Here is a 22,169-nt window from a genome sequence, read left to right as displayed (position 1 = left end):
CGCCGCTCGCTGTGAGGTGTTTCTCAGTCCGCGGCGTTGATCATTGTGGCGGCCGCGTACGTCAGGTAGTTCCACAGCTGCGTCTCGTGCGCCTCGGACAGGCCGAGGGAGTCGACCGCCTCGCGCATGTGCCGCAGCCAGGCGTCGTGGGCGGCCCGGTCGACGGTGAACGGGGCGTGCCGCATCCGCAGCCGGGGGTGTCCGCGGCCGTCGCTGTACGTCCGGGGGCCGCCCCAGTACTGCATGAGGAACAGGGTGAGCCGTTCCTCGGCCGGGCCGAGGTCCTCCTCGGGGTACATCGGCCGCAGCAGCGGGTCCTCGGCGACTCCCTGGTAGAAGCGGTGCACCAGGCGCCGGAAGGTCTCCTCGCCACCGACCTGTTCGTAGAAGGTCTGCTCCTCGAGCGTGCCGTGCGGAATCTTGTTCACCCGTCCATGGTGGCAGACACCGCGGCCGAGGACGGAGGTCGTAGGTCGAAGCGGACGCCCCGGCCCGCAAAAGCCACCGGGGCGTGATCGGTTGATCACGCCCCGGTATCGCCGGATGCCGGCGCGGGCTCAGCCGCGGCGGACGGTCAGGGTCGTCCAGGCGCCGACGTGCACGCGGTCGCCCTCGTGGAGCGGGACCGGCACATAGGGCTGGATCGGGTCCTCGGCGAGGTTGATCGTCGTGCCGTTGGTGGAGTTCTGGTCCACCACGGCCCAGCTGCCGTCCTGCTGCTGCACCAGCAGCGCGTGCTGGTGCGAGACGCCCGGGTCCTCGGGCGTGCTGCCCAGGTCGATGTCCGGGGCCTCACCGGTGCTGTTCCGGCGGCGGCCGATCGCGATCTGGCCGTTGGCGAGCGGCAGCACCTGCTCGGGGGAGTACGCGGGCAGGTTGAGCCCCGCCGCCTCCGGACCGCTGCGGCCCATCATCGCCATGAAGTACTCACGGTCCGGCGCGATGGCCACCACCCAGCCGGTGCCGACGACGGGCTGCGGACCTTGCGGCGGTGCCGCGGGACCCTGGCCGGTGCCGGGACCGCCCTGCCACTGCTGGTCCGGGCCCTGCTGCGGCGGCATCTGCGGCTCGAACGGAGCCGGCTGCTGCTGCTCGTAGGGGCTCTGGTCCTGCGGCGGGAACGGCGCGGGCGGCTGCTGCTCGAACGGGGCCTGCGGGCCCGGCCCGGGCGGTGCGGGCGCCATCGGCGGCGCGGCCTGGGCGTGCGGCGGGCTCAGCGGCCAGTCGTCGGGGCCCTGCTGCGGCGGCGGGCCGGGCATGCCGGGCGGCGGGCCGGGCTGACCGGGGTAGCCGCCGGGACCGGGCTGGCCGGGGTAGCCGCCCTGGCCGGGCATGCCGCCGGGGCCGCCTCCGGGCATGCCGTGCTGCTGCGGCGGCTGGGGCTGCTGGGGCTGTGGCGGCGGGAAGCCGTAACCGTCCTGCGGACCCGGGGCCGGCGGCGGGAAACCGTATCCGCTCTGGGGGCCCGGGGCGGCGGGCGGCGGGCCCGGCTGCTGTCCGGGCGGCGGCGCGTAGGACGTCGGGGAGTTGGTGAGGAAGTTGTAGCGGCACCCCTCGCAGAACGGCGCCATCGCCTCACGGGGCGTACCGCACTGCGGGCAGGTCTCGGACTGCCCGGAGCGGTCCGGGCCGGGGCCGGGCGCCGGGGGCGGGAAGCCGTAACCGCCCTGACCGCCCTGGGGGCCGGGGGCGGGCGGCGGGAAGCCGTAGCCACCCTGGCCACCCTGGCCGCCGGAGTTGTCGGGGCCCGGTGCGGGCGCCGGGAAGCCATAACCGCCCTGGCCGCCCTGCTGGTCGGGCGCACCGGGGCCGGGGTTGCCGAAGCCGGGGCCGCCGGGCGGCGGGCCGGGCTGGCCCTGCGGCGGGGCGGGCGGCGGTCCGGGCTGGCCGGTGGGCGGTCCGGGCGGTGCGTTGAGGAATCCCGCAGGCAGGGAGGGCGGCGGGGGCACAGCGCCCGCCATCCGCTGGCCGCACACCTCGCACCAGTCTTCGGCCACTGACTGGTGGCCGCTCGGGCAGGTCGGCATGTCGGTTCTTCCCCCTCCGTACCGAATTCTCTCGGTGGTACTGCTCGGTACTGATCGTGGCTATTTCTTCACGCGAACGGTTTTCACGGAGCGGGTTTCGAGAGTCATCTCGTCCGCCTGGGCGACCGTCGTCTTCAGTCGCACAGTACCGGTCGCCGCGTCGACGACGTCCACCACCTTCGCAAGCAGTTTCGCAGTCTCGTCGTTGCCCGAGCTCCCGGCCAGCTGCACCGCACGGCCCAGTTTCGCCATGGCATTTCCGCTATCACCCGACTTGCGCGCATCGATCCCCTGCTGAATCGCTTGTGCCAGTTCCGCCTGCCCCGTGTAGTGCGCCACCTGCGGATTGACCGCTGTGAAGGCGGCCACGTCGTCCGTCCACACGGCCCGTACGAGCGCTTGCGGCAGCGGCCGCGGCGGCGGACCGGCCGGGTCCCCGTCCGGCCCTGAGATGATCAATGACACACGGGCGGCCAGCATTTCCTGGCCGATTCCGGCCGCCGGGACGCGGACGCAGAGGTGGTAGTCGCGGGACTCGTCGCCCCAGGAGCCGGTCGGATAGTCCCCCGAGCGCGGCCCGGACTCCCGGCGCCGGCCGGTCAAGTCCGCCACCGTCGGCGCCACTTGCCGGACGAAGACGGTCTCGGCGCCCAGCGGGGTCCACAGCCGCAGCCCGACATCGGCGACCCCCTTGGCCATCGCCGCCTCCATCATGCGTGTGAAGTCGGCGGTCAGCGCGGCCGGATCGGCGACGATGTCGGCCGTGCCCAGGAGGGCCGAGGCGATCGCGCCGACCTCCTTGACCTCCCAGTCCGTGCCGACGCCCCGGGCATCGCAGGTGAAGGAGCCGTGGCAGGCGTCCAGGGCGGCGCGCAGCTCCTGCGGCGACTCGTGCTCGTTGCGGCCGTCGGTGAGCAGGATCGCGTGCCGGATGCCCTTGGCACAGGACAGCAGTTGCCCGGTCAGCCGCAGCCAGCTGCCGATGGCCGTGCCGCCGCCCGTGCGGAGCGCGCGCAGCGCCTCGACGGCTCTGGCCCGGGTGTCCGCACCGGCCACGGCCAGCTTGCCGCCGCCGGGGTAGACCTCCACGGCCCGGTGGGTACCGGCCACCACCGCGAAGCCGACCCCGTCGCGCACCGCGTCGAGGGCGGCGGCCGTCGCCTCACGGGCGCCGCGCATCTTCGCCGGCGGATGGTCCATCGACCCGGAGCAGTCCACGACGATCACCACGCCGGCGTCGGGCCGGCCGCCGCCCCCGGGCACCGGCCGGCCGCCGGTCGTGCCGCCCCCGGTCGCGGTGACCGTGACGACGGCGTGCACCTCACGCCCGCCCTCGGGGAGATAGGGGTTCTGGTGCACCTCGGCGGAGAAACGCGGCACCGGGGACTTGGCGAAGTGGGCCATCCGTTGCGCTCCTTGGGACGCCGTGGCCGGCCGGTGCCCGTGGTGCGTCGTACGGGGCGCGGGGCGCGGGTGTCCGCGCCCCTTACCGGCGTCCGGCTCGTTCCGTGGGTGAGCGGGTCAGGCCGATCCTGCCCGCGCGGCCGGTGCGGGGAACGGCACCAGCGCCACTGTTACGTTGTCGTGCCCGCCGCCGTCGAGCGCGTGGGTGACCAGCGCCCGGGCGGCGTCCAGCGGCCGGACGGGGGCGTCGGGCGGCAGCACCGCGGCCATCTGCTCGGCGGTCTCGGCGTAGTTCCACAGCCCGTCGGTGCACACCACCACGATGCCGGGGCCGTCCGGCTTGAAGGTGGCGGTGTGCGGCTCGACCTCGTAGGCGTCCGCGCCGAGCCAGCCGGTGATGGCGTGGGCCCGCTCATCGGCGTTGGCCTCGGCCTCGGACATCAGGTTGTTGGCGACCATCTGGGCGGCCCAGGAGTCGTCCTCGGTGAGCCGGGCGGGCGGCGCCGTGCGGTCGTCGGGGATCCAGTAGGCGCGGCTGTCGCCGACCCAGCCGACGGTCAGCAGGCCGCCGCCGACCACCGCGCCGACGAAGGTGCAGGCCGGGGCGTTCTGCTGGCGGTGCTCGTCCTGCGCGGGGGAGTCGTCGGCGACGAGGGCGTCGACCGCCGCGGAGGCCGCCAGGATGGCCTCGTGCATGGCCTGCTGGGGATGCGTGCCGTGCGGCAGGGACGCCCCAAGCGCCTCGCCCGCCGCCTCGGACGCGGCGGCGGAGGCCTCGTCCGGGCGGGTCGCCGAGGAGACGCCGTCGCAGACCACCGCGACCACGGCCGGGCCGCCGTCGGGGAGGGTGGTGGCCCGCAGGGCGAAGAAGTCCTCGTTGCGGTGGTGGCGGTGGCCGCGGTCGCTGACCGCCGCGATGCCGCCCACCTCGCACTCCATGTGGTCGCGGGCGGGGGGCAGGGCCTGGCCGCACCGCAGGCAGTAGCCGTCGGTGTCCACGGCGGCGGACCGGCAGGCGGCGCACAGCGGGGTGCCGTGGGCGGGGGTGCCGGTCGGCCCCACCACCGGGGCGGCACCGTCTGCGGGTGCATCGGATTCCGTGACCGGCGCGGGCGGTTCGACATCCGCACCGGCGCCGCCCCCCGCGGCCGCTCCGTATCCCGCCACGCGCGGGTCGGCGGGCGGCGGCGGGGCGTCGGTCACCGGCGGGGGGCCGGGCACCGCCGGCGGGTGATCGGGCAGCGGCGGGGCGTGCCGCGGCAGCGGCGGGGTGCCGGAGTCCCCGTAGGGGAGGCGGGCCTGCGGGTCGGGCGGCGGCTCGGCGGAACTGCCGTGGCCCGTGCCGGAAGCCGGGGCGGGCGGCGCGGGAGGCATCGGGGGCGGGGGCGGCGGGGGTGGTACCGCCGGGGCGCCGTACGCCGACGGCGCGGCGGGCGCCAGGAGCGCGGCACCGCACCGCCCGCAGAAGTTGTCCCCCGCAGCGAGCGGTTCGTCACAGCCCGGACACCGGGACGGCCCAGTCACACCCATGTCACACCCACGTCCTGGGGCGGAAGCGGTTGGCCCGTTCCACCAGTTCGATCTTTTTCTCACCGCGCTGCGCCAGCCGTGCGAGCAGCCGGTACGACCGCTCCAGGCCGAATCGCAGCCCGCGTTCGTCCAGCGGGCTGCCGAGCAGCGACGGCGGTTCCTGCGCGGTCACCGCGCCGGGTGGCCCGGCACCGTGGCTACCGGAGAGTACCCAGTCCAGGGCGGTGCCCAGTACCTCGGTGGCCAGTCGCTCCCGGCGCTCGGCGTCCAGTCCGAAGGCCGCGAGGGCCTCGGTCTGGGCGGCGGCCGCCCGCAGATCCGCCAGCAGCGGGTCACGGGCGGGGCGTTCCCGCAGCCGGGCGCGGACCGCGGCGATCCGCGCCGCGACGTAATGGATGGACGACTCCGGCACGGACTCCAGCGCCTCGACCGCGCCCGTGCGGTCGCCCGCCGCCAGCCGCACCCGGGCCAGGCCGAACGCGGCGCTGACGTAACTGCGGTCGGTCGTCCAGACCAGGCGGTAATACTCCACGGCGTTGTCCAGCTGGCCCAGCAGCTCGGCGCAGACACCCAGCGCCAGCTTCGGGGCCGGCTCACCGGGGAACGCGTCGTAGACCGCGTCGAAGGCCAGCGCGGCGCCCTCGCGGTCGCCCGCCGTCAACGCCAGCAGACCGCGGTGCCACACCACCCGCCAGTCCGCGCCGCCGTCGCCGGACCGAGAGCCGCCCGGCGCGGAGGATCCGGCCGTGAGCGCCTCCAGCGCCGACCGCGCGGCCGCGCCGTCCCCGGTCTCCAGGAGGGCGCGCAGTTCGCGCAGCCGCAACTCCGGGGAGGGCTCCGGCGCGGAGCGCAGGGCGCCCAGCAGCTCGGCGGGCGGGGCGGCCGGCAGTCCGGCCAGCAGCCCGGCGTGGGGGTCGCCCGGATCCACCCGCGGCACCGGCAGCGCGAGGGCGGTGGCGGTGGTGTCCAGGGGGCGCAGGGCCGGGCCGCGGTCCGCCGTCGCTGCGCCGGCGGGCGCCGCCCCGCGCCCGCCCAGCAGGGAGCTGTCGCCCTCCGCCGCCGCCATCACCTCGGTGTCGACCACGCGGAGTTCGGGCCCGAACAGCTTGGACAGCGCGGGCCGCGGCTCCGCCGACTGGAGGGCCACCACCTCACGCAGCACGCCCGTCAGCTGCTCGGCCATCTCCTCGGCCGAGGCGAACCTGCGGGCCCGGTCCGGATCCGTGGCGCGCACCAGCAGCCGGTAGAAGGACTCGTAGGTGCGGAACACCTCGATGTGGTCCGGGTCGGGCAGCGAGTCCGCGAAGACGTTCGTATGGCCCTGGAAGTCGAAGGTCAGGACGGCCAGGGTGCGCGCGACGGTGTAGAGGTCGGAGGCGACCGATGGGCCCAGCACGGCGATTTCGGGCGCCTGGTAGCCGATCGTGCCGTAGATCGGGCTCTCGTGGTCGTCCATCCTGCGCACCGCGCCCATGTCGATCAGCTTGAGCTGGTCGTGCTGCTGGATGGCGTTGTCGACCTTGAAATCGCAGTACAGATAGCCGCGGCTGTGGAGATGGCCGAGCGCCTCCAGGGCCTCGATGCCGTAGGCGCAGGCCTGCGCGACCGGCAGCGGATCGCGCCTGCCCTGCGCGGTGCGCCGGTCGTTGGCGAGGTCCTTGAGCGACTTGCCGCCGACGTACTCCATGACGATGTAGCCGTCGCGGCTGCCGGTCGCCCGGTCGAGGTGCTCCACGAAGTTGTAGATCCGGACGATGTTGGCGTGCTCGATCTCGGCGAGGAAGCGCCGCTCGGACACCGCCACCGCCAGCGCCTCCTCGTCGCCGGTGTCCAGCAGGCCTTTGAGCACCACCCACCGGTCGGAGACGGCGTGGTCGGTCGCCAGATAGATCCAGCCGAGCCCGCCGTGCGCCAGGCAGCCCACGACCTCGTACTGGTCGTGCACGAGGTCCCCGGGGCGGAGCTTGGGCACGAAGCTGTACGGCTGGCCGCACTTGGCGCAGAAGCCCTCCGTGCGGCCCGCCTGGTCGCCGCGCCCCCGGCCGACCGGCGCGCCGCACTCCGCACGACTGCAGAACCGCTTGCGCTCGGGGACCTCCGGGTGCGCCAGCACCGCCGTGGCCGGATCGGGCCGCGGCACCTCCGGCACCGCGACCAGGCCCGCGCCCAGCCGCCCGCGCACGGAACCGGAGGACGGACCGCTGCCCCCGGGGGGCAGCGATACCGTCGGCACTCCACGGGCCGGACCGTCGCCGGAGGCCCGGGGCGAGAGCCGCCCGGGCAGCGAGCGGCGGGAGGGCCCCGAACCGGACGGTGCCGTGCGGCCGGACGGCACCGCTCCGCCCGCACCCGGGGCGGGGGAGGGGACCGTCAGCAGGGCACCGGCCGCCTCCCGGGCGGCGGCGGTGTCCGTCGCGGCCATGGGGACCCGGCCCGTCAGACCCGTGGGCGGCGAGGACAGCAGGCCGCCCGGGGAGACCACCGGCGCCAGCCCGCACAGATCGCAGTACAGCTCGCCGCCGCCGACGTCCTCGTAACTGCCCGCGCAGTCCCGCCGCTGGCAGTGCTCCTCGGTCGGCCCGGTCATGACTCCCCCCTCCCCTCCAGTTGCGGTGCGGCCAGTGCCTCCACCGCGGCCTGCTGATAGCGCCGCACCGCCTGCTCGGCCGCCCGCAGATCGCACGGCGCGCTCCACAGCATCCGGCGCGCCAGGTCGTAGCGCTCGATCAGCAGCGGATCGGCGGCCATGCCGTGGCGGGCGAGCTTGGCGCGGTAGGCGTCCAGCCGGCCGCGCAGCTCGGCGCGCACCGCCAGCGGCGCGGTCACCGCCGTCAACGACTCGCGGGCGCGGTGGAGTTCCTCCTCCGCTTCGTCCTCCAGACTCTCCAGCAGGGGCGACAGCCGGTGCCACTGCGCCCGTCTGCGGTAGTCGGCGGCCGCCGCCAGCTGTTCGTGCAACGCCGACGACGGGCCGCTGACCGCGGGCACCTCCGACGCGGCGATCTTCGCCAGAACCTCGCCACGGGCCTGCCGCGCCTCGGTCAGGGTGCGGTCCGCCCGCGACAGCACGTCGCGCAGCTGCATCAGCCGCCGCTCGGCGTCCTGCCGTACGTCCAGTACCGCGGCGACCTCCCGCCGGATGTCCTCCAGTGCCCGGGCCGCACGGTCGTAGCGCTCGGTGTCCGGGCGGCCGCCGCCCGGCGCCGAACTGCCCGTCGACGACGACACCCAGAACGCCAGCGGGTCCTCGATCACCCGGGCACGCAGCCGCAGGAGTTCGCCGGTGATCCGCTCCAGGTCGTCGCCCGCCGGATGCTCTCCGGGGCGCACGCCCACGGAGTGCGCCAGCGACCGCGTCCGCTGCAGCTCGGCCGACAGCAGATCTATCCGGGCCGGCAGCGTCGACCAGACGGCGTCGGCGGCGACGATGACGTCCAGCGACCGCGCGTACAGCCCGTTCATCCGCTCGACGAGCCCGACCAGGCTGAACCGCTCACCGGGCCCGGCCGGGCCGTCCCCGGGGCTGCCGTCCGCCACGTCCGGCACCGCCACCGCGTCGCCGTGCAGCAGCTCCCTCAGCTCCGCCAGCTCCTGCGCCGAGGGCCAGCGGCGCCGTGTCCGCAGCACGCGGGCCTGCTCCAACGCCGCGGTGTACGCGTCGAACAGGGACCACAGGACCGTGATGGACCGCTCCGCGGCAGCCCAGCGCTCCTTGGTGGTGCCGGTCAGGTCGGCGCCCTCCAGGAGCCGGCGTCCCGCGTGGTCCTGCAACGCGAGCAGCGAGGTCTCGATCGCCTCGTACTCGGCACCGAGCCGGTCCAGGGCGCGATCCACCTCTTCCCGGTCCGCCGCCGGGGCATCGGTCCTCCCCGGCGTGCCGGGGAAGGGTCCAGGGACCCCCATCGATCACCTCTCCAATACGCGTACGGTGCACGGCGTTTGCTGCGGCGTCCGGCCGCCGCGGTCAGCTCCTCCCGGTCTGCCTCCATAGTGACGCCATCGGACCGCTTCGTGGGGCGATCATCCGCCGTACACCGCTCCTTGGGGCGGATCAGTCGCTGTACTCCGGTGACGGCGGCCCCGGTATGCCCGGCAGATCGGCCTTCAGCCACGTGCGGTACGCCCGCATCCAGGGGCTGTCGCCGCTGCCGCCGTCCCGGTAGTCGTCCAGCACCTTGTTGACCCGCCGCACCAGGTCCGTGTCGCCCTTGTTCATCGCCACGCCGTACGGCTCGTCGGTGAACGGGCTGCCCTTGAGCTCCACCGTCGGATCCTGGGCCGTCTGCGCGGCGGCCAGCGCGTTGTCCGTCACCACCGCGTCGGCCTCGCCCAGCTGCAGCCGTACCAGGCAGTCGAGTTGATTGGGCATCGTCAGCACCGTGGCGCCGTGCCGCTGCCGGCGCAGCTCGCTCTCGCCCGTCGAACCCGCGGCCGTGCACACCCGCTGGCCCCGCAGCGAATCGTCGAACGCCTTGATGTGCGACGCCTTGGGGGCCAGCACCTGCTGCCCCGCCTGGAAGTACGCGGTGGAGAACGCGACCTGCGCCTTGCGCGCACAGTTGATCGTCATCGTCCGCACCACCAGATCGACGCTGCGCCGCTGGAGCGCCGGCACCCGCTCGGCGGTCGGCACCGCCTTGAAGACGACATCGGGGTGCGGCCCCAGGATGTCCCGGGCGATCGCCCACACCAGGTCGATGTCGAAGCCCGCCAGCTTGCCGGTGGCCGGGTCGCGGTAGCCCCAGCGGTAGGTGTTCTGGTCGACCCCGACGACCAGTTGGCCCTTCTCCTTGATCCGCGACACCGCCGGCCCGTCCGCCGACGACGGCCGCAGGCTCTCGGCGGCGTTGCCCGCGGTGCACCGCGCGGTGGCCGGTACCGCCCCCGGGCGGGACGCGCCGTGCGGCGCCGCGGGCGCGGACGCGCCGTGCCGGACGGGTTCGCCGTGCCCGGACGAGTGGCCCAGCGTCGGCACCAGGACGGCGGCGGCCGCCGCCATCACGCACATGCCCGAGGCGACCGGTGCCATGACGGCACGCAGATTGCTCAGCCCTCGCGCGCGCATCCGCCTCTCCCCCTCACCAGGCCCCCTCACCGGTACTCCGCCAGTCTGCGCCCGATCCCCAGTACGGCGCCCGCCGCCCCCAGGGCCGCCAGGACCCCGGCCCCCACCGGCAGTCCGGCCAGGGCGCCGCGGCCCGCGTCCGCCGACGACCGGAACTGCGCCTGCTCGTGCTCCAGGGCCTGCTGGAGTCCGGCCGCCACCCGGTCGAAGGACGCGCCGGTGGACCCCTCCGGGCCGATCACCTTGGCCAGCGCCCCCTCGTAGTCCCCCTTGTCGTCCGCCGCCCGGGCCTGGGCGTGCCGCACCTGCCACTGCCGTACCCGCGTCAGCGCGGCCCGCACCGGGCGCCGCCCGGCCTCGTCGTCCGCCAGCGCCAGCGCGGCCCCCAGCCGGCTGTGCGCCGAGGCCGCGCCGTGCTCACCCGGGCCCGCCAGGTCCGCCATCCCCGAACGGAAACCGGTCTCGTAGAAGTCCTGCCGGGCGGCGGTCAGCACCGCGCCGCGCGCCACCAGCGTCAGATTCTCGTCCCCGCGCGCCTGGAGCGCGTCGATCCGCGCCTCGTTGAGCACCCGCAGCGACCGGGCGCCGTGCTCGTAGGACGCGGTCAGCCCGGCCCGCGCGGTCATATGGCCCGCCACCAGCCACAGCAGCACCGCGACGGAGGCCGCCGTGGCGGCCAGCAGCCCGGGGCTGAACACCCGGTTGGTCCGCAGGTAGTGCCGCCGCTGGGCCCATCCCAGCGCACCGATCGCCACCGCACCGGCCGCGAGCGCGTACCACGGCCAGGCCTTGGCCTTGTCGTAGTCCGCGGTCAGCCGGTCCGACTCCGCGTCGTACAACGCGCGGGCGGCCGGGAGGAGTTCCGTGCGCATCTGGTTGTTGGCGTACCGCAGATAGGCGCCGCCCAGCGGCAGCCCCTGCCGGTTGTTCGCCCGCGCGGTCTCGACCAGCCCCGTGTAGCGCGGCAGCAGGCTGTTGAGCCTGGCCATCTGCGTGCCGGCCCGGTCCGCGCCCCGGCCGTTCGCCGAGGCCTTGACCAGCAGTGCGGACGCCGTCGCGATATCGGTGGCGTACCGCTCGCGCGTCGCGCGGCTCTCCTCGCCGCCGGCCAGGAAGCCCACCGCGGCCGTCGTGTCGGCGTCCGCCAGCGAACGGTAGATGCTCGCGGCGTCCGAGGTCAGCGGCTGACTGTGGGTCACCACATCGTCGGCGGCCGCCGCCCGGTTCGTGACCTGCCAGGCCGTGACCGCGCCGAACACCACGACCAGCAGGGCCAGTACGGCCCCGATCACCCGCAGCCGGCCGGGCTCGGTGGTCGCCGCGGCGCGTACCTCGTCCAGGCCCTCGGCCCAGGCCGTCCTGCGCCGCGGCACGGGCGGCGAGACGGTGCTGGTCGCCACGGATCCTCCCCCTGGTCGCTGACTGCCGGACGGCCTCCGCGCCCGCGCCGGGCGCGCTCACGCGAAGGACTGGTGCATGGGCAGCAGTATGGCCGCAGCCGCTGACACCCACACCGCAAATGCCCTGATCTTGTTCGGATCGCGACCGGCGGCGAGGGGGTGCGGGACCGTCGCGGCCGTCGGGCTTTTCCGGCTCCGCGCCGCTGCCGCCACCGCTCCGTGCCGTTGCCTCCCACCTCTCCGCACGGCCGCGACGGCGCACTGGACTCTCTCCGCGCCCCCTCCTTCGCTCCCACGCGCCGCTGTCCGGGCACGCGTCGTCGATTACGTTGAGTGACGAAGGGTGGTTCTCGACCCTCGCCACCGCACGGCATCCTGCCGTGCCCGACGCTCGGAGGAACGCTCATGTCTCGCTGGAAAAGGCCTCTCACCCGGTTCGCGGGCACCCCGTCCGACGACCCTGCCGACTCTCGCACCCCCGCAACGGCCAGCGGTTTCCTGACCATTGGCGACACGACCTACATCGACCCCGAGGGCAGCTACCCCCTCGACCACCGCGCGGACGGCTCCGCCACCCTCGTCATCAACGACACCGACCGCCAGATCACCATCGTCACGGAACGCAATAGTCACCATTCCCCCGCCCCGCCGGGCGACCCGACGGCCCCGGCCCCTGCTCCGGCCCCCGCCGCGGGCCTCGTCCTGGCCCCGGGCGAGCGCACGGAGACGAGAGGCGGGGACAGCGTGCGCGTCGGGTGAGGGGCGCCGGACGGAGACGACTGGCCCTTCAGCGTGCGCTGTTCGCGGGTGCCTCTGCCTCCTCGCCTCCCGGACCGGCCTCGGGATCCTGCGCCCAGGACCCTCTCAACCGCTCGTAGGCCTCCGCCGTCGCGCCCGCCCGGTCCAGGGCGTCGAGGGCGGCGCCCAGGACCGGCGGGGCGGTGACCAGTCGTGGGACGGCCTTCGGGGCGCGCTCGGAAAGGAGTTGGCCGACCCGTTCGTCGAGGAGCGGGTGCCGGGCGGTGAGGACGCTGCCGCCGAGGATCACGGGCGCGGGCTCGTCGAGCAGACCGAGGCGCCGGAGGGCGACCGTGGCCATCAGGGCCACCTCCTCGGCCTGGCGGGCCACGAGGGCGCGGGCCACGGCATCCCCGGAGGCCGCGACGGCGAAGAGCACCGGGACCAGCTCGTGGCGGCGGTGGTCGGGGAGGGCGCGGAGGTGGAGCGCCTCGATCAGGTCCGGCATGGCCGCCAGTCCGAAGTGGGCGGGCAGGGCGCGGGCCAGCTCGGTCGGCGCGCCGCGGCCGTCCTCGGCCCGGGCGGCGGACCACAGCGCCTCGTCCGCGAGGTGGGAGCCGCCGCCCCAGTCACCGGAGAGGCGGCCGACGGCGGGGAAGCGGGCGGTGGTCCCCCCGCGCCCGAGGCCGGCGCAGTTGATGCCGGCCCCGCAGACCACCGCGACGCCCAGCGGCTCCCGGTCGTCCGGTAGTCCGGCGCGCAGCAGGGCGAAGGTGTCGTTGCGGACGGCGACCGTGCGCGCCCAGCCGCGGCCGGAGATCTCGGCGGTCAGGTCCGCCTCCTCGGCGGGGAGATCGGCGTTGGCGAGAAAGGCGGAGAGATGCCCGACGGGGCCCGGGAGCCCCGCCTGTTCCCTTACCGAGTCCACCAGGTCGGCCAGTACGTCCACCGCCCGCGCGGTGCCCACCGCCGGGGGCCGGAAGCCCCCGCCGCGCGCCGAGGCGAGCAGGGTGCCGTCCGCGGCCACCAGCACCACATCGGTCTTGGTGTTGCCCGCGTCCACGGCGAGTGCCGTGCCGGTCAGGCCCATGGGAGGTGCTCCCGGTTGTGCGCGATCAGCTCGTCGGCGAGCCGGTCCGCGTGGTCGCTCTGGCCGATGAGGGGGTGAGCGAGAAGAGCGGAGAACACGGCCCGGCGTCCGTCGGCGCGGCCGGTCTTCCGGCCGGTCCTGCCCAACAGGGCGGCGTCCAGGGCGAGATGTTCGTAGGTGGTGACATGGGAGACCAGCCCGGCGAACAGCGGTTCCAGGGGGCGTGCGGGCAGCGGCGCGGCGCCCGGCGGGCCCACGGTCGCGGGGGCCTCGATCACCGCGTCGTCGGGGAGGAAGGGCAGGGTGCCGTCGTTGCGGGTGTTGACGACCTGGGTGCCGCCGGCGCCGCCCAGCAGTGCGGAGGTCAGCGCGACCGCGGCCTCGGAGTAGTAGGCGCCGCCGCGCCGGGAGAGGAGTTCCGGCTTCTCGTCGAGAGACGGGTCGCCGTACATACCGAGCAGCTGCTGTTCGAGGGCGGCGACCTGTGCCGCGCGGGGCGGCTCGGTGCGCAACTCCCGTACGACGGCGTCATGCCGGTAGTAGTAGCGCAGATAGTAGGAGGGGATGACGCCGAGATGGTCGAGAAGGGGACGGGGCAGCCGCAGCTTCCCCGCGAGGGAGTCGCCGTGCTCCGCCAGCAGCCGGGGGAGGAGGTCCTCACCCGCGACGCGCACCGCGCGCTCCCAGGTGAGGTGGTTGAGGCCGAGGTGGTCCAGCTCGACCCGGTCGGGGGGCACGCCCAGCAGCGCGGCGAAGGTGCGCTGCAGGCCGATGGCGACATTGCACAGCCCGACGGCCCGGTGGCCATGGGTGAGCAGCGCCCGGGTGACGATGCCGACGGGGTTGGTGAAGTCGACGAGCCAGGCGCCGGGGTTGCGGCGGCGCACCCGCTCGGCGATGTCCAGGACGACGGGCACGGTGCGCAGCGCCTTGGCGAGGCCGCCGGCGCCGGTGGTCTCCTGCCCGACACAGCCGCACTCCAGCGGCCAGGTCTCGTCCTGGAGGCGGGCGGCCTGCCCGCCGACCCGCAGTTGCAGCAGCACGGCGTCGGCACCGTCGATACCGGCGTCCAGGTCACCGGTCCAGGAGATCCGGCCCGGGTGCCCCTGCCGGGCGAAGATCCGCCGGGCCAGGCCGCCCACCACCGCCAGCCGGCCGGCGTCCGGGTCGACGAGGACGAGTTCCTCCAGCGGCAGGACGTCACGCAACCGCGCGAAACCGTCGATGAGTTCGGGGGTGTAGGTCGAGCCGCCGCCGATCACGGCGAGCTTGACGCGGCGGTGCGGGGTTCGTCCCTCGGGAGACGGCATACGGGGTCAGCCCTTCACTCCGTGGTGCGTGACGCCTTCGACGAAGGCCTTCGGGGGGAAGAAGAGAGCGGGAGAGGACGGGGGTGCGGGGGGAGTGGTGAGGGCGGCGGCGCCCTCGGGGGAGGGCGGTGCGGGCCGGGGCACCGTTCCGTGGTGTGTTCAGCCGGTTCGGAACACCGCCTCCCGTGCCTGGTTCAGCGCCGTCCGCAGCGCGCCGCGCAGAACGGGATCGCCGTCGAGGCGGCTGAGGCGCAACGCGGGGCGGGGCAGCGCGAGGCCGGTGAACTCCGCCTCGACCAGGTCCCGCAGGGCCTCCCCGCCGACTTGCGGCACCTCACCGGCGAGCACCACCAGCCCCGGATCGACGACCGCCACCACGGCCGCGATCCCGGTCGCCAGCCGCCGCGCGACCTCGGTGCGCACCGCCTCGTGCGCCAGCGCCCCGGCCACCGTACGGACCCCGGGGCCGCCGTACTCCCGGCCCAGCGCACGTACGCTCGCCGAGCCGACCAGGCTCTGGAAGCCGCCCCCGGCATCGGGACGGGCGGCGGCGCGGTCGCCGCCGCGGGACAACGGGGCGCCGGGCAGCGGAAGATGGCCGATCTCGCCCGCGCCGCCGGTGGCTCCGCGCAGGAGTCGGCCGCCCAGCACGAGCGCGGCGCCGATCCCCTCGCCGACCCACACCAGCACGAAGTCCTCGACGCCCCGCGCGGCGCCGTCGTGCTGTTCGGCGACCGCCGCCAGGTTGACGTCGTTCTCGATGGTGAGCGGCACGCCCAGCAGCCCGGTCAGCTCTTCCCGGAGCGCGTGCGACTGCCAGCCGGGCAGGTGCGGGGCGTGGCGCAGCCGTCCGGTCCGCGGGTCCGGGGCGCCGGGCGTGCCGATCACCGCACCGTGCAGCTGATCGCGGGTCAGCCCCGCAGTGGCCAGCGCACCGTCGAGCGCGCGAGCGACCAGCCGCGCCGTGAGCCGCAGCGCTTCCCCGTCCGCGGCCTCGGTGGCGGCCTCGGCGGTGGCCCGTTCCTCGGCGAGCAGCCGCCCGGTCAGGTCGGCGACCGCGGCGGTGATCCCCCGCCGGTCGACGGCCAGCGCGGCGACGTGCGCCGCCGCCGGGTTGATCTCGTACAACTGCGGGCGGGGGCCCGGCCGTCCGGTCACGTTCCCGGTCCTCCGCACCAGCCCCGCGGTCGCCAGCCGGGCCAGCAGCTGCGAGGCGGTGGGCTTGGACAGCCCGGTCAGCTCGCCGATCCGGGTGCGGGTCAACGGCCCGTGGGACACCAGCAGATCGAGCGCGGCCCGGTCGTTCATGGCCCGCAGCACCCGCGGTGTCCCCGGCGCGCCCCGGGCCCGCTGCCCCTCTGCCATGACCGTCACCCCGTTCCCCGGTATCCGGGATTCCTGGGACTCCTGGGATTTGTGTGGAGAAGATTGCCCGGCCCTTGGTGGAAAGGCCCGGCCGGGAAAGAGCCGGCTGAGAAAGGACCGGCGAGAAGGCTCAGGAGGAACGGAAGACCGTCGAGAAGCCGAGGACCGTCGAGAAGCCGAGGACTGCGGAGAAGCGGACGGCCGTGGAGAATCGGACGACCGTGGTGGAGACGCGAAAAACTGTCGAGAAGCCGAGGACTGTTAGGAAACCTTCCCATTCCCGCTCAGGAAGGTAGGGGCGCGCCGGGACGGCGTCAACGGTGCGGGGGCGGCGGGTGGCTGCTCCTCGATGCGACCCCGCGCGGGACAGCGGAAAGGGGCGCACCGGCGGTGGCCGGTACGCCCCAGTGCGGTCCGCGGTGGCGGAACCGAGCGGGTTACTTCCCCGCCTTCGGCGGCGCCGCGAGCGGTTCCGTCGCCAGCGACTGCGGGGAGGACGGGTTGTTGAGCGCCGAGGGGGCGGCGACGGCGGCGGTGGGGTCCGCGGCCTCCTCCACTTCCTCCTCGGGCAGCGGGCGCGGGGCGAGATGGACCCCTGCCTCGTCCAGGGCCCGCTTGATGCGCCAGCGCAGCTCGCGCTCCACCCCCGGGGCCTTGCCCGGCATGGTCCTGGCCGCGACGCTGATGGTGACCGTGTCCAGGTGCACCTCGCTCAGGCCGAGGACCTCCACCGGCTCCCACAGCTGCTCGTTCCAGGGCTCGGCCTTGGACATCTCCTCGCCGGCGGTGGTGATGGTGTCGCGGGCCCGCTCCAGGTCCTGGTCGGAGGCGATCACCACATCGACGGCGGCCGTGGACCAGCCCTGGCTGAGGTTGCCGATCCGCTTGACCTCACCATTCCGTATGTACCAGATCGCGCCGTTGGGGCCGCGCAGCTTGGTGACGCGCAGGCCGACCTCGATGACCGTTCCGGTGGCCACGCCGGCGTCGATCTCGTCACCGACGCCGTACTGGTCCTCCAGGATCATGAAGACCCCGGAGAGGAAGTCCGTGACGAGGTTGCGGGCACCGAAACCGATGGCGATACCGGCCACACCGGCGCTCGCCAGCAGCGGTGCCAGATTGATCTCCAGCACGGACAGCACCGTCAGCGCCGCCGTGCCCATGATCACGAAGGAGGTGCCGCTGCGCAGCACCGAGCCGATGGCCTCGGAGCGCTGCCGGCGGCGCTCGGCGTTGACCAGCAGACCGCCCAGCGCGGTGCCCTGGGCGGCGGCCGCGGTGCGGTTCATCCGCTCGATGAGCTTGGTGAGCGTGCGCCGGATCACATGCCGCAGTACCACCGCGATCACGATGATCAGCACGATCTTCAGGCCGGACGTGAGCCACGTCCCCCAGTTCTCCTCGACCCAGCCGGCGGCGCTGGTGGCCTTCTGCGTGGCCTCGTCGAGCGAGGTCGGGCCGTTTGAGCCCGGCGTGGCGGCGCGCAGTGACGCGCCGGTGACCGGCGAAGCGGACCAGAACACAGTCGAACCTTCCGTGTGGGGCAGGACCCGGGCCCCGGGGTCTCCAGGGACCGGGCAGACCAACCACACTAACGGGGCAACGGGGGCGGTCCGCGCCCTTGTTCGGCACGCCACAAAACGCCGGGGCCGCACAGGTGCCCCGGCGAGCGGGGCCGTCCGGGCGTGTGGTGGAAAACACCTCCGGCCCGTTACTCGGTCATGGTGGCGCTCCGACCAGGCACCGGGGGACACTGTGGGGAGATCGTCCCGGCGCGAGCCACGCGCCGCCGGCGTACAAGGAGGCACCCGTGCCGCATGTCCTGGTCCTCAATGCGTCGTACGAGCCGCTCGGCGTCGTACCGCTCCGCCGCGCGCTCATCCTCGTGCTCAACGAGAAGGCTGTCAGCCTCGAGGAATCCGGCGCCCTGATGCACAGCGCGACCCATGTCATCCCCGCTCCGAGCGTCGTCCGCTTGAAGCGGTTCGTGCGGGTGCCCTTTCGCGGCCCCGTCCCCCTGACCCGCCGGGCGCTGTTCGCCCGTGACGGCGGGCGCTGTATGTACTGCGGTGGCGTCGCAACCAGCGTCGACCACGTCATCCCGCGCAGCCGCGGAGGTCAGCACACCTGGGAGAACGTCGTCGCCGCCTGCCGGCGCTGCAACCACGTCAAGGCCGACCGCCATGTCGCCGAGATCGGCTGGCGGCTGCGGCATCAGCCCGCCCCGCCGTCAGGGCTGGCGTGGCGGATCATCGGCACGGGCCATCGGGACCCGCGTTGGCTGCCGTATTTGCAGCCGTACGGCGCGGATGACGCCCTCGCCCGGATCGACGCCGTATCGGCGTAGGTCCGGGTCTTTCCGTCCGGGGCGGCGGTGCCGGACGCCCCGCCCGGGCCGGGACGCACACCGCCGGCCCCCGGCCGCCGTGGCACGCCACCACGGCGGCCGGGGCCCCGCGGCACGACCGTCCGGGGCTCCCGCGGCGGGCCGCTCAGCCCTTCGGTCCCTCGACTCAGCCCTTCGGTCCCTCGACCGCGTAGGCCTCCACCGACCACAGCGAGTAGCCGAAGCGGGTCGCCCGCTTGTCGCCCTGGATGCGGACGAACCGCGCGTCCTTGGCGTCCATCCGCACGGACTCCCGGCCGCCCTTGCCGTCACGGACCGTGGCCGCCGTGCGCCAGCTGCGGCCGTCCGGCGAGACCTGCACGCGGTATCCGGCGGCATAGGCGTCCTGCCAGGTCAGGACGAGCCGGCCCAGCCGGGTCGGGTGGGCCAGCGCGAACTGGAGCCAGGCGCCGTCCTCGGCGGGGGAGGACCAGCGCGTCCTCGGGTCGCCGTCGGTGGCTGCCGAGGCCGGGAAGTCGGGGGTCTCGTCCCCGGAGGAGGTGGCGACGGTGCCGCGCGCCAGGTCCCTGCCGCCGGTGCGCGGATAGACCCGCACGGTCAGCGTCTGCTCCTCGCCATGGAAGCGCACCGGGATTTCGTACGTCCCGGTGCGGGTGTCCTCGGGGACGCCGACCGCGATACGGACCGTGGCCGTGCCGCCACGCGGCGCGGTGACCTCCTGCGGCGCCCGCACGGTGAAGCCCCTGGGGGCCTGCACCGTCAGCTTCTCGTGGACGTCGGCGGGGCGCCGGGAGAAGATCCGCGCGTCCACCGTCGCGGTGCCGCCGGGCGGCGCGTCCGTCTCCTTGCGGGAGAGTTCGAGCCCGGCCGGCGGGGTGTCATCGAACCACGGGGTGAGCGCGTGCACGGAGGGCGCGTCGGTGCCCTTCTCCCAGGTCAGCCGGACCGCGTCGGCCCGCAGCCGGGGGGTGCGCGACTCGGTCCAGCCGGTCGGGGAGAGCGCGCCCAGGCGCCGCCAGCCCTCGCCCGGGATGTGCGCCTCCAGGGAGACGGCGCCGGCGCCCGGGCCCGGTTCGGTCAGCGCGGTGACCGCGCCCAGCCGCCGGGCCCGCTCGAAGGGCACCGTCAGGGACGTCGGGTCGGCGCCCTCGTCCGGGCGGGGGGCGCCCTGGCGGGCACCGGTCCAGGCGTCGGCCTCGACCATCGCCCGCTGGAGGAACGGCGCCAGCACCCCCTTGCCGACCGTCGCCGGGCTGCGCCCGATCACCGTGCGCAGCCGCTGGACCGTGCGCTGCGCCGACCAGGCGGCGTCGCCGTCGTCCCCGGCCTGCGCCATGAGCGTGTCCACGGCCAGCTCGCCGGCGCTGCCGTAGCGGGCCAGCTGCTCGGCCCACGGCCGGATCTCGGCGGCCAGGTCGGAGTGCAGGTTGCCGGGCACGGTGCTCATGGTGTGGAACGCGGCCCGCAACGCCTTGGCGGCGTCGGCGAACTCCGCGTCCCGGCCGGCCCGGCCGTGGTCGGTCGCCGCCGCGCGGGCCCGCCAGAAGCGGTCGATCAGCTGCTGGAGGTAGCCGGACTCGGCCCCGTCCAGCAGCGAGGACGCGTCGTTGCCGGCCAGCGCGTGCAGCGCCGACCGGGCCCGCCGGTCGCCGTCGGCCAGGTCGTCGACGGCCGCGGCCCAGGACTCCGCCGGGCGGTAGTCCCGGGGGTTCCAGGCGTAGTCGGCGGCCGTGAACAGCGGGATGCGCGAGGCGAGCGGCTGCTGCATGGCGTTGGCGAGCAGCGCCCTGGAGCCGGTGGCGACGGCCGGCTCCCGGCCGCGGTAGGGGCCGAGGAAGATCCGGTCCTGGGCGTAGTCGTTGACCGGATAGTTGTCCATGGTGACCAGCGGGTGGCCGAACGCCTGGCGGGCGGCGGACAGTTCCCCGCCGGTGATGGTCCGCGGCACCACCCCCACGCCGGTCCAGGCCACCTCCACCCGGTCGTCGAGCGCGTCGGACAGCGCGCCGCGGTAGTGCGTCGCGCCGTCCTGGTAGTACTCGGTCGGCATCAGCGACAGCGGCGCGGATCCGGGGTGGCGGCGTGCCAGGTGGTCGGCGAGCGCGTTGGCGACCCGGGCCTGCGCCTTCGCCGCGGCCTGCGGGCCGGTGCCGAAGGCGTCCCGGTCCGCGTCGCAGTGCCATTCGCTGTAGCTGATGTCCTGGAACTGCAGCTGGAAGGCGCGCACCCCCAGCGCCCACATGGCGTCCGCCTTGCGCCGCAGCGCCCGCAGGTCGTCCTCGGAGGAGAAGCACATCGCCTGGCCGGGGGCGAGGGCCCAGCCCAGCGTGACGTGGTTGGCGCGGGCCCGCTCGGCCAGCGCCCGGAAGTCGGCGCGCTGCGCGGCCGGGTAGGGCTCGCGCCACTGGGCCTGGCGGTACGGATCGTCGCCGGGCGCGTACAGATAGCGGTTCTGCTTGGTGCGCCCCATGAAGTCCAGCTGGGCCAGCCGCTGCGGCCGGCTCCAGGGCTGCCCGAAGAACCCCTCGGTGGTGCCGCGGACCGCCGTGCCGGGCCAGTCGCGGACGAGGACCGAGGCCAGCTGCCGGCCCGAGCCGCCGCTCGGGGTGTCCTTCGGCGCACCGTCGGTGACCAGCTGGCGCAGCGTCTGCGCGGCATGGAAGAGCCCGTCCGGGCCGACGCCCTCCATGGCGACGGTGTCCCGGCCCGCGATCTGTCCCACGGCGAGCCGGTAGCCGCCGGAGGGCAGATCCCCGCGGGCCGGCGCCCGCAGCGCCCGCAGCGCGTCCGCGGCCTGCACGCCGCCGACCCGGAACACCGGCCCGGAGGCGGGCAGCCGGTCGCCGGGCGCGCGGGTGTCGACCGTGCGGACCCCGGCGTCGCGCAGCAGCCCGCGCAGCACGTCCAGGGCGTACGGATCGGTGTCCGGCGCGGCCACCAGCACCGCCCGGTCGCCCAGGGGTACGGCCTCGCCGAGCTTCTCCAGGGACTGCGGGCGCGGCCAGACGGCCGGCACCGTGCCCGCGCCGGTCGGCTGCTCCGGCCGGTCGGGGGCGCCGATGGCGGGGTCCGCGGGCGCCGCCTGGGCGCTGGGCACCCCGCCGAGCAGACCCCCGATGACCGCCGCGGCCAGCGCGGTGGTCCCCGCCACCCGCGCCCGGGCGCCCGCGCCGCTCTCCCCGCCGCCCCTACCGATTCTTCCGACGCTCCATCCGCCCCGGCCTCGCACGGCTGCTCCTCGTCCCGTCCCTCACCCGCCGGCGTGCCGCCGGTGCCCCGTCGTCCCCCGCCGGTGCCTCTTCGGGCAGCTCTCGCGGTGAGCCCACCATTGTGGCGGTGAGAGTGTCAACCAGGCCATGGCGGGGTGCGCGAGGGCCGTTCATGGGCGGTTTTCGGCCGGTGCGGCGGGCGGTCGTCCGCAGGGCCGGAGGTCCGCAGAACTTCCGGCGCGAGCCCCTTTCCCTCCGTGTTCTCTGCGCCCGCCGGCGGCCCCCGCCAACAAATCGCCTGCGTAGGGCATAATGTGACGTGGGTCACGTTTCGTGAGCAGATACGTCTGCGACCGTGTCGAGTGGGTAGGGCCCACGTGTCCCACTACCGATGAACGGGAGGCCCTCAGTGGCCGCATCCGCTCAACTGCTCCTCGACGCCCTGTCCGCGAAACCGGGAGGTGCGGCGATGGAGGCCGATCTGTACGACGGGTTGTCCGACCCCGATTCCGGGCTCGACGGCTCCGGATCCTTCAGCTTCGTCGAGCCGCCCCTGACCAGCGAGCCCCCGCTCGCCGACGCGGCGCCGCTGACCAGCGAGGTCCCGATCGCCGCCGAGCTGCCGCTGACCAGCGAGCCGACGGCCGCCGGTATGGGCACGGAGTCCATGGAGGTCTGAGG

General features: G+C 75.0%; 16 protein-coding genes. 3 read left to right on the top strand and 13 right to left on the bottom strand.

What is annotated here, in order from left to right; translation table 11 throughout:
• Positions 1–23: 23 nt before the first annotated feature.
• The 8 genes from IEY78_RS17280 to IEY78_RS17245 all read right to left on the bottom strand — a co-directional run bounded on the left by IEY78_RS17280 (position 24) and on the right by IEY78_RS17245 (position 11,426).
• A complete protein-coding gene (locus tag IEY78_RS17280) occupies positions 24–428 on the bottom strand; it encodes a globin (RefSeq protein ID WP_189099225.1) in 405 nt (134 codons plus the stop codon).
• 129 nt (positions 429–557) lie between these two features.
• A complete protein-coding gene (locus IEY78_RS17275) occupies positions 558–2,027 on the bottom strand; it encodes an FHA domain-containing protein (protein ID WP_189099223.1) in 1,470 nt (489 codons plus the stop codon).
• 60 nt (positions 2,028–2,087) lie between these two features.
• The gene (locus IEY78_RS17270) at positions 2,088–3,431 is read right to left on the bottom strand and encodes a vWA domain-containing protein (protein ID WP_189099222.1); all 1,344 of its coding nucleotides are present in this window, start codon (positions 3,429–3,431) and stop codon (positions 2,088–2,090) included.
• A 117-nt stretch (positions 3,432–3,548) separates the two neighbouring features.
• Positions 3,549–4,961 carry a protein phosphatase 2C domain-containing protein gene (locus IEY78_RS17265; RefSeq protein ID WP_189099220.1) on the bottom strand — a complete coding sequence of 471 codons (1,413 nt, stop codon included), beginning with the start codon at positions 4,959–4,961 and terminating at the stop codon, positions 3,549–3,551.
• A 1-nt stretch (position 4,962) separates the two neighbouring features.
• Positions 4,963–7,548 carry a serine/threonine-protein kinase gene (locus IEY78_RS17260; protein WP_189099218.1) on the bottom strand — a complete coding sequence of 862 codons (2,586 nt, stop codon included), beginning with the start codon at positions 7,546–7,548 and terminating at the stop codon, positions 4,963–4,965.
• On the bottom strand, positions 7,545–8,864 hold the full coding sequence (locus IEY78_RS17255) for a hypothetical protein (RefSeq protein WP_189099216.1): 1,320 nt from the start codon (positions 8,862–8,864) through the stop codon (positions 7,545–7,547). Before IEY78_RS17255 ends, IEY78_RS17260 begins: the two co-directional genes overlap by 4 nt.
• A 148-nt stretch (positions 8,865–9,012) precedes the next feature.
• Complete coding sequence (locus IEY78_RS17250) at positions 9,013–10,026, bottom strand: glutamate ABC transporter substrate-binding protein (protein ID WP_189099215.1); 1,014 nt, start codon at positions 10,024–10,026, stop codon at positions 9,013–9,015.
• 26 nt (positions 10,027–10,052) lie between these two features.
• Positions 10,053–11,426 (bottom strand): GlnX family signal transduction membrane protein, encoded by a 1,374-nt coding sequence (locus tag IEY78_RS17245; RefSeq protein ID WP_189099213.1) that lies wholly within the window; start codon positions 11,424–11,426, stop codon positions 10,053–10,055.
• A gap of 405 nt (positions 11,427–11,831) precedes the next feature.
• On the opposite strand from IEY78_RS17245, the gene IEY78_RS17240 reads away from it, so the two are divergent.
• Positions 11,832–12,185, top strand: a complete 354-nt coding sequence (locus tag IEY78_RS17240; RefSeq protein WP_189099211.1) for a hypothetical protein — start codon at positions 11,832–11,834, stop codon at positions 12,183–12,185.
• 28 nt (positions 12,186–12,213) lie between these two features.
• On the opposite strand, the gene IEY78_RS17235 is transcribed toward IEY78_RS17240, so the two are convergent.
• The 4 genes from IEY78_RS17235 to IEY78_RS17220 form a co-directional block, all read right to left on the bottom strand.
• Positions 12,214–13,254 (bottom strand): N-acetylglucosamine kinase, encoded by a 1,041-nt coding sequence (locus IEY78_RS17235; protein ID WP_189099209.1) that lies wholly within the window; start codon positions 13,252–13,254, stop codon positions 12,214–12,216.
• Positions 13,245–14,564 (bottom strand): 6-phospho-beta-glucosidase, encoded by a 1,320-nt coding sequence (locus tag IEY78_RS17230; protein ID WP_189099207.1) that lies wholly within the window; start codon positions 14,562–14,564, stop codon positions 13,245–13,247. Before IEY78_RS17230 ends, IEY78_RS17235 begins: the two co-directional genes overlap by 10 nt.
• 159 nt (positions 14,565–14,723) lie before the next feature.
• Complete coding sequence (locus IEY78_RS17225) at positions 14,724–15,929, bottom strand: ROK family transcriptional regulator (RefSeq protein WP_373294174.1); 1,206 nt, start codon at positions 15,927–15,929, stop codon at positions 14,724–14,726.
• Between the two features lie 437 nt (positions 15,930–16,366).
• Positions 16,367–17,455, bottom strand: coding sequence for a mechanosensitive ion channel family protein (locus IEY78_RS17220; RefSeq protein WP_189099205.1), 1,089 nt, complete (start codon positions 17,453–17,455; stop codon positions 16,367–16,369).
• A gap of 287 nt (positions 17,456–17,742) precedes the next feature.
• Between IEY78_RS17220 and IEY78_RS17215 the strand changes: the two genes are divergently transcribed.
• Complete coding sequence (locus IEY78_RS17215) at positions 17,743–18,279, top strand: HNH endonuclease (protein WP_006605595.1); 537 nt, start codon at positions 17,743–17,745, stop codon at positions 18,277–18,279.
• A gap of 166 nt (positions 18,280–18,445) precedes the next feature.
• Here the strand turns inward: IEY78_RS17215 and IEY78_RS17210 are convergent, their stop codons facing one another.
• Entirely contained in the window at positions 18,446–21,430 is a 2,985-nt protein-coding gene (locus IEY78_RS17210) for a glycoside hydrolase family 84 protein (RefSeq protein ID WP_189099203.1), read from the bottom strand.
• 467 nt (positions 21,431–21,897) lie between these two features.
• Between IEY78_RS17210 and IEY78_RS17205 the strand changes: the two genes are divergently transcribed.
• Positions 21,898–22,167 carry a hypothetical protein gene (locus tag IEY78_RS17205; protein WP_189099201.1) on the top strand — a complete coding sequence of 90 codons (270 nt, stop codon included), beginning with the start codon at positions 21,898–21,900 and terminating at the stop codon, positions 22,165–22,167.
• Positions 22,168–22,169 lie beyond the last annotated feature (2 nt).

This window comes from Streptomyces kronopolitis, from assembly GCF_014646275.1.
Taxonomy (GTDB): domain Bacteria; phylum Actinomycetota; class Actinomycetes; order Streptomycetales; family Streptomycetaceae; genus Streptomyces; species Streptomyces kronopolitis.
Note: the sequence above shows the minus strand (reverse complement) of the source record. Positions and strands in the feature narration are given on the sequence as shown.